7 protein-coding genes are annotated in these 7,426 nt (G+C 24.6%); 3 read left to right on the forward strand and 4 right to left on the reverse strand.

What is annotated here, in order from left to right; all coding sequences use genetic code 11:
- Positions 1 to 56 precede the first annotated feature (56 nt).
- The 3 genes from WC356_00720 to WC356_00730 are packed head-to-tail and all read right to left on the reverse strand — an operon-like array spanning position 57 to position 2,276.
- Positions 57 to 566 carry a hypothetical protein gene (locus WC356_00720; protein ID MFA5381661.1) on the reverse strand — a complete coding sequence of 170 codons (510 nt, stop codon included), beginning with the start codon at positions 564 to 566 and terminating at the stop codon, positions 57 to 59.
- 50 nt (positions 567 to 616) lie between these two features.
- Positions 617 to 988, reverse strand: coding sequence for a hypothetical protein (locus tag WC356_00725; GenBank protein MFA5381662.1), 372 nt, complete (start codon positions 986 to 988; stop codon positions 617 to 619).
- 4 nt (positions 989 to 992) lie between these two features.
- On the reverse strand, positions 993 to 2,276 hold the full coding sequence (locus WC356_00730; protein MFA5381663.1) for a replication factor C large subunit: 1,284 nt from the start codon (positions 2,274 to 2,276) through the stop codon (positions 993 to 995).
- 51 nt (positions 2,277 to 2,327) lie between these two features.
- Here WC356_00730 and WC356_00735 point away from each other — a divergent pair, with 51 nt between their 5' ends.
- Both WC356_00735 and WC356_00740 read left to right on the forward strand, forming a co-directional pair.
- Positions 2,328 to 3,482, forward strand: a complete 1,155-nt coding sequence (locus WC356_00735; protein ID MFA5381664.1) for a redox-regulated ATPase YchF — start codon at positions 2,328 to 2,330, stop codon at positions 3,480 to 3,482.
- A 10-nt stretch (positions 3,483 to 3,492) separates the two neighbouring features.
- The gene (locus tag WC356_00740) at positions 3,493 to 4,887 is read left to right on the forward strand and encodes a hypothetical protein (protein ID MFA5381665.1); all 1,395 of its coding nucleotides are present in this window, start codon (positions 3,493 to 3,495) and stop codon (positions 4,885 to 4,887) included.
- Here the strand turns inward: WC356_00740 and WC356_00745 are convergent.
- Positions 4,856 to 6,292 (reverse strand): glycosyltransferase, encoded by a 1,437-nt coding sequence (locus tag WC356_00745; protein ID MFA5381666.1) that lies wholly within the window; start codon positions 6,290 to 6,292, stop codon positions 4,856 to 4,858. The two genes, WC356_00740 and WC356_00745, sit on opposite strands and share 32 nt — an antisense overlap.
- Positions 6,293 to 6,343: 51 nt before the next feature.
- Here WC356_00745 and WC356_00750 point away from each other — a divergent pair.
- The coding region (locus tag WC356_00750) for a glycosyltransferase family 2 protein (GenBank protein ID MFA5381667.1) at positions 6,344 to 7,426 on the forward strand (1,083 nt) is incomplete at its 3' end.

The following is a 7,426-nucleotide window of genomic DNA, read 5'->3' on the forward strand; positions in this document are numbered from 1 at the left end:
AAATATTAGAACGTTTATTTCTTATTTTTAATGTAATGAAGTATTTAAATAGGTTTTTATCCTTTTTTAAAAGCATATTTTTGGAATAAATTAGTTAAAAAATCAATTTCATTAGTATAAAGACCAATAAACTTATCATCAATTGCTTCTAATTTATTTTTAAATTTTTCAGATAAATTAATATACCCTATTCCAAAAACAATAATACTTGCTGCAAAAATTTCTTTAAAAGAATCTATATCAAAATATAAAACACCAACTAATAGAGAAGTTTGAATTACTGCAATAGAATATTTTAAAGTATTTTTAAATAAAGTTATTTTTCTTTTTGTTTTTAACAACTTTTCTAAATTATCACACACTTTTTCAATTTCTTCTATTTTTGTGAGTTCTAATAATAATTCTGGCTTTTGTGATACAAACTCTCTAAAAATTTGTGGTTGAACCATTTCTTCTTCATTTATTATTTTTAATCTTCTTTCGATTAGGGGTTTAATTGTTTGTAAACTACTCCTAACATTTCTAATAGTTTCTAATCTATCAAATTCTATATTAATTGATCTCATATTTATCAAATTTCTTATACTAATCAGTGTTTAAAAAGGTTTCTATGTGATTAAGAATAATCAATTTTCTTGTTTGCTTTCAAAGAAATAACTTTTGCACCTGCTTTTTTGGCTTTTTTCCTTAGATCTGCATCATTTGTACATACTATCAATTCTTTATTTTTAGAAAAAATAGGTATAAAATCATCTGGGTGCTGTAAATTCTCATGTAATTTAATACTTTTATCTTTAAGTTTTTCTTTTAATATCATCAATCCAAAATTTGCTTGTTTATTTCTTTTAGATAAGTGTTCTAATTCATTCAATATTTTTTGTGTGATTATTAACTCATACTCTCCTTCAATAAGATATCTTATTTCTGTAAAAATATCTATTTTAGTTAAAAGAAGAAAAAAATTTGTATCTATTATTATAGTTTTCATATTATTACCCATTAAAAAAAGCACTTAATGAATTACTCTGCTTTTTTTGTTTAATTTCTATTTCATTATCTTTTTTAATTTTTGGCTTTTCTTCTGATTTAAGCATTTTTTTAATTTGCGCTTCACTAACTCCAAGTATATATGCAGCTTCCTCTGCATCCAGATTATAAAATTCCATTGCCTTATTTAAATTACTCTTTAAAATATCAGATACAACCTCAATTGACTCAATTATTTTTTTATTTGAGCCGTGTAAATGCTTTTTTAATTTACCTGCTATCTCTTTATTTGATGCTCTTTTTGATTTAGATGCTCCCATTTTTTGTATAAAAGAAGGAAAGGAATATGCAGTAAATTTATTATATTTCTTTTCTTTAGATACAGAAACACCTGCAGTCATTAAATCTGTTGAATATCTTAAAAAACCCCAATATTGTCTTTTGTAAATTCTACCATCAAAAACATCTGATTTGGATAAATAATCAAAGGCCTTAGCAATTTCATTGATTTTTTCATATTCTTTTGGTATATTCTCATCAATCCAAAATTTGAAAGTATCATGATCAATATCTACATTAAATGAAGCATCTTTTACTTCTTGATAATTGTTTGTCTTAAAAATAATTCTTAATGCATCAAAAACATTAATTTGCTTATCTCTATTTGAGGTGAAATTTTTTGCTTGTAAATCATTTAAGGAAGCTCTTACGTCTCCAGAATTTAAAGAAATTATTTTTTCGATCTGTTCTTCAGAAACCTCTATTCCTTCTTCATTTGAAATATATTTTAAATACTTTTTAAGTGTGGAATTATTAATTTTTTTAAGATTTATCTTTGTACAAATAGATCTTAAAGAAGATATTTTTTTATCCCATAAATCATCTGCTGTTAAAATAATTGGGTGTTTTGATGTTTTAATTAAATTCGTGATAACTGAAGTTCCTCCCCTATCTTTTGTTGAAGACATTTTATCAACATCATCAATTAAAATTAATCTGTTTTTACCAAATAATGTAGAGTTCTCAGAAGCTAAACCCATAGTATTTTGGGTATTTTCTTTATCTCTTGTATCACTTGAATTTAATTCTAATAAATCCCAATCAAATTGATTAGAAACTGCATAAGCAACTGATGTCTTTCCAACACCTGTTGGTCCATATATAAGTAAAGGTTTTCCTACTGTTCCCCTTTGCCAATTTAGTGCCCAAGTAATAACTTTTTTTATTTCTTCTTGATTACCAATTATCTGAGTTATACTTTTTGGTTTATATTTTTCAGTAAGAAGCATAATTAATTTAAGGAATAATAGATTAAAAGCCTAACGGAATAAATATTATGTATGGTATTTATTGGATTGTGTGGTGCACCGAATAAAGGTAAATCTACTTTATTTAGTGCAATTACTATGGCAAACGCAGAAATTGCAGATTATCCTTTTACAACAATTGATCCAAACAAAGGAATCGCATATGTTAGGGTAGAGTGTCCTTGTAAAGAATTAAAAATTAAATGTTCACCGCATAATAGTAAGTGTATAAAAAATAATAGATTTGTTCCAATAAATCTTATTGATATAGCTGGATTAGTACCAGAAGCACATACTGGAAAAGGACTGGGAAATAAATTTTTAACTGAATTAGCTCAAGCTGACTGTTTAATTCAAGTAATAGATTTAAGTGGAAATACAAATCTTGAAGGGAAACCAATAAAATCAGATCCAACTGAAGAAATTGAATTTTTGGAAAATGAGATTTCATATTGGATAAAGGGAATTATTGAAAAAAATTGGAATAAAATAAAGGGCAAAAAAATTAACATTGTTGCAGAAATTCTTCAAGGATTAAAAATTAGTGAATTAGATGTTGAACATATAAGTAGAGACTTAAATTTAGAAATGGAAAGAATAAATTGGAATGAAGAACAGATATTTGAATTTTCAAAAAAAATAAGAGAAAAAAGTAAACCAATATTAATAGCAGGAAATAAATTTGATTTACCAAACGCTAAGGAAAATTTAGATAAAATCAAAAATAAATTTCCAGATAAAATAATAATACCAACTTGCGGGGTTGGGGAATTAGCTTTAAGAAAAGCCGCAGATCTGAAAATTATAGATTATATACCCGGAGATAAAAATTTTGAGATACTAAATACAAATATAGACGAAAGACAAAAATTAGGTTTAGAACAAATTAAAAAAATGGGGGGAACAGGCATTCAAGAATTGATTAATAAAGCAGTATTAGAATTTTTGGATATGATTGTAGTCTATCCAGTTGAAGACGAAAATAAATTAACAAATAATAAAGGAGAGGTTTTACCAGATGCAATATTATTGAAAAATGGTTCAACAGCAATAGATCTCGCAGGTGCAATACATTCTGATTTTGCAGATAATTTTATAAGAGCAATAAATTTAAGAAATAAAAAGATTATAGGAAAGGATTATATTTTAAAACATAATGATATAATTAAAATAATAGCAAAAAATTAGGGGGGATAAAATGAAAAAAATATTTTTAATATTAATTATTTTTGGCGTTCTTTTTATGTTCGGCTGTATAGAACAAAATGAGAACAAAGATAAAGAGGATTTAATTTTAAATTCAGCTGAAAAACAAGTAGAATTACCTAATAATTACTATATTTCCTACTTAGAAAAAGTACAAGGAATTGACCTCAATATACAAACAATTAGATTTGAAGGAGATTCTGTTGTAATTACTGACTCTGAATTAGATAAGAAATGGATTTTTTTAAATAGTAATGAGAATTTTATTTGCGAACAAAGAAAAAATGATATTATTATGTGTGCTAATACCACTTCAGATGAACGATTTTCTTTAGAAATAAACAGTGCAAATTCAAGATTTATAAATACACAAACAACTAATGAAGCTAAAACTGCATTTAATACTTTAATTGAAGAAGATGCATTAGAATTTAAAAAAGAAATTATTGAAAAAACATTAGCTGGACGAACATGTAAAGAAGTAGAATTTATGATAAATTATCAAAAAGTTTCTGCTGGTGGGTTATCTAAAATTGGTTTATCTAGCACAAACCCAATTGTTAATAAATATAAAAATTTTACTCAAACCATATGCTATGATGACGAGTATGGGGTCCCCTTATATATAAAATTAAGTTATCTTGAAAATGGAAAAGAAGTTATTTTTGAAAGGGAAACCTTAGAATTTTCAGAAGCTGTTGAAAGTTCATTATTAGTTCTTCCAACCAACACCACTAAAATATCAGATTTTTATACTTATTTTGCAAAAAGTAGAAATGAACTAAATACTTTGGCAAATTGTAAAAATTCAGAAAATCCAGACGTTTGTTTTAAACAAGGATCAATATCCTTAGAAAATTCAAATCTTTGTGATTATATAGAAGATGAAACAAAAAAGTATCAGTGTTTAATAATTGCTTTAACTTTTGATAAAAATCCAGAATTATGTGAAAAAATTCAGAATGCAGAAGATAAAGATGCATGTTATTTAGAATTAACAAGAAATACTGCAAATAAAGAATACTGCAACCACATCATTAATGATACTATTGAAAATATGTGTTTAGAATTAGATATATCTCTTCCTGAAAATATTGTTGAATGTACTATAGATGCAGATTGTTCTATTCAAGGATGTAATCATGAAATTTGTGCCCCTATAGATGAAGAAATAATGACTGACTGCCAATGGAAAGATATATACTCTTGTTATACAGAAAATAAAACTTCTTGCGGTTGTTATGATAAAAAATGTATATGGGAGGTTACTAATGAATTAATTGAATGTATAGATGATTATGAAAGCAAAGAAGTTTTAGCAGACATAAAAGAAAAACTTTCAGCAAAAAATGAAACTAACCAAACAAATACAGAAACAGGGGAGTAGTTAAAAATAATAATGCATTCCATATAATCAAAAAGGAATAAAGGATATTTAAATTAAATAAAATTGGGATTAATAACACGAAAAAGAAAATTAACTCCAAAAAACTTCCCTTTATTATCTTTTTTATGTTCAACTTATTTTTTCCTATTGCAGTTACCCCATAACTAACTGGTTTTAATCCAAAAAGAGCTTTTAACAATGCAGTTATTCTAGTAAAAACTAGGGAAAAATTGATTAAATAAGCAAGAATACCAATTTTATATGAATTATTATATTCTTTAGAAAATAATAAAATAGTCAATGGAAATAAAAATACAAGAAAAAAGAGAGAAAGATTTAATATAATAGAATTAGGTATGTAAAACATAAAAAAAATTAGTAAAATTATAGAAAACAATTGGCTTAAAGATAAAAAATGCAATCCAAAAAAATGAATTAAAAATTTGTATTGTAAGTTAAAAGGAATTTTAAAGAAATTTGGTATATACTCTTTTAATAAAAGATCTGTATTAGAAAAATTATATCTAAATTGCTGTTTCTGAAATTCACTATAACTTTCAATTTTATTACTTAAAACATAATTTTTATTTATATATTTCCCTTTATATCCGTTCAAAATAGCTTTAAATGAATATGCAATATCCTCTATTAAATAATTTGGAAAACCACCTAATTTTTTAAGAATTTTAACCTCCATCAAAGCTAAGGAACCGCCAAATAAAGCAGAATCTGTTAAATTATTAATTGGTTGAATTAAATTATAAAATAATAAATTAGTTTCTCTTATTGAATTTTCAAATAAACTACCTTTATTTGTCATCTTTTTAGTTTGGACATATGCTACTTTTTTATCTTTAAAAAAAGGCAAAGATTCTTTTATAATATTTGAGTCTATTAAATCACAATCATCCTTATCAAAAATTAGTAAAAATTCTTCTTTACAATAATTAAATAAAAAGTTATTTAAATTACCTGATTTAAATCCTTCTCTCCCGTCTCTAGTAATATATATAATATTTTTTGATTTGCATAAAAATTTAATCTTCTGTTTTAAAATTTCATCTTCAGAATCATCTAGTAAATATAATTTTTTATTAATATAATCTATTTTTCCCATTGCATCTATTGTTTTTTTTAGAAATTCAAAACTTTCACCAGAAAAAGTACAAACAACTGCTACTGAAGGATGATTATCACTTTCTTTTGTTAGAGAATTTTCGTTTTTTTCGATTAAAAAATACCAAACACTTATTATTAAAAAAAAGGCAGTTCCAAAGGAGGAGATTATTAATAAAAATGAAAAAAATGAAGAAAAATTAAAAAAAATCAATAAAGAAGAAATTATTAAAATAAAAGATAATATTGAGATTATTATAAATATTATTTTTTTATTTATAAAATTCATATATTTATTATGATATTAAAAGTTAAAAAAGGTTCTAATAATTAAAGTAGTATGGATTCTTATCAATTAATATGGAATATTCTTACATATATAGGTACTTTCATTCTTTTATACGCCAATATATTTTTAGTATACTCTATGATTAGATATAAAAAAGAAATAGAAAAAAAATATGAGGAAACGAATTATAGACCCCTTGTTTCTATCATAATACCAACTTATAATGAACCAGTAGAAAATTTAGAAAAAACATTAAAATATATATTAAATAGTAATTATCCAAAAAATAAATTAGAAATTATTATAGTAGATGATGGATCTAAAAATGACTCCTGCTCCATAGTATATCAAAAATATAAAAAATATAATATTAAATTATATAAAAAAGAAAATGGAGGTCCAGCTAGTGCTAAAAATTATGGTATTGAAAAAGCAAAAGGAGAGTTTATAGGAACGATAGACTCTGACTCATTTATGGCGCCTAACACGATTAAAAATATTATAAATGTTTTTTATACAGATAAAGAAATTGGTGCTGTGGCTTCATCAGTTAAAATATTTAATCCAAAAAAATGGATAGAGAGATTACAGCATTTTGAATATGAAATTATTTTATATGTAAGAAGAATCTTTATGCAATATGAAGGCATTTATGTAACTCCTGGTGGTTTTTCTCTTTATAAAAGAGAAGTGCTTAAAAAACTTAATGGATTTGATTCGCATTCTTTAACTGAAGATATAGAAATTGCATTAAGAATTCAAGGATTAGGATATAAAATAAGAAGTACATTAGATGCATATGTGTATACAATTCCTCCACAAAATATTTTTTCTTTAATAAAACAAAGAGTTAGATGGATACGAGGGGGGATCAGGGATAGAATAAAAAACAGGCACCTGTTTAATTTAGAATATGGAGATTTTCTTTATTTAGGAATGTGTTTCGATTTTATTATTTTAATTCCAATTTCAATAGGAATACTTGCGCCTTTTGTAATGACAATATTAAACGCTCCTTGGATTGAAGAAATTGGATTAATATCTATAACTTACTTGTCTTCTGCACACATTACTGGAATTGGTGTTATAATTACATTAATTACTGTTATTTGGACTTTATTTGTAATTAATTAT

The sequence above is a fragment of the Candidatus Micrarchaeia archaeon genome, from assembly GCA_041653315.1.
Lineage (GTDB): Archaea > Micrarchaeota > Micrarchaeia > Anstonellales > JAHKLY01 > JAHKLY01.

Bases quoted from the DNA above. Each gene is read 5' to 3' on its own strand.
- WC356_00735 (MFA5381664.1), top strand. From the start codon at position 2,328: ATGGTATTTATTGGATTGTGTGGTGCACCGAATAAAGGTAAATCTACT.
- WC356_00745 (MFA5381666.1), bottom strand. From the start codon at position 6,292: ATGAATTTTATAAATAAAAAAATAATATTTATAATAATCTCAATATTA.
- WC356_00725 (MFA5381662.1), bottom strand. From the start codon at position 988: ATGAAAACTATAATAATAGATACAAATTTTTTTCTTCTTTTAACTAAA.
- WC356_00730 (MFA5381663.1), bottom strand. From the start codon at position 2,276: ATGCTTCTTACTGAAAAATATAAACCAAAAAGTATAACTCAGATAATT.
- WC356_00720 (MFA5381661.1), bottom strand. From the start codon at position 566: ATGAGATCAATTAATATAGAATTTGATAGATTAGAAACTATTAGAAAT.
- WC356_00740 (MFA5381665.1), top strand. From the start codon at position 3,493: ATGAAAAAAATATTTTTAATATTAATTATTTTTGGCGTTCTTTTTATG.